The following is a 324-nucleotide window of genomic DNA, read 5'->3' as shown; positions in this document are numbered from 1 at the left end:
CGTTTTGATGTGACAATTTGATTAAGTTTGGTTTGGCTAGAAAACAATCATAATTTAAGCAAATGAGGGGGCTTAAGTTAGCACAAAACATCCTTGCTAGTTAGGATTTGAAAGCGGTAACGGTTGGTAACTAGGAAATCTATTTGAGACAGTTGAAATCCCAAAAGAAGCGTTTGACTGATAACTCGCTACTAACAACTCAATCTTAGGTTTAAGCGCTATGATCGCTTCATCAATTTTACCTTTCAGCCTCGTACTAAAAACATTTTTACGCAGCAAAAAATGTACTTGGTTATCATGTACCACATAAGGCCAAGCCTGTGC

General features: G+C 37.3%; 1 pseudogene. It reads right to left on the bottom strand.

Features of this window, described 5'->3' with window-relative positions:
- Positions 1-96: 96 nt before the first annotated feature.
- A pseudogene (locus CWC11_RS23185) lies at positions 97-324 on the bottom strand (substrate-binding periplasmic protein); the annotation flags it as partial.

This window comes from Pseudoalteromonas sp. S3178, from assembly GCF_005886985.1.
GTDB lineage: Bacteria > Pseudomonadota > Gammaproteobacteria > Enterobacterales > Alteromonadaceae > Pseudoalteromonas > Pseudoalteromonas carrageenovora.
Note: the sequence above shows the minus strand (reverse complement) of the source record. Positions and strands in the feature narration are given on the sequence as shown.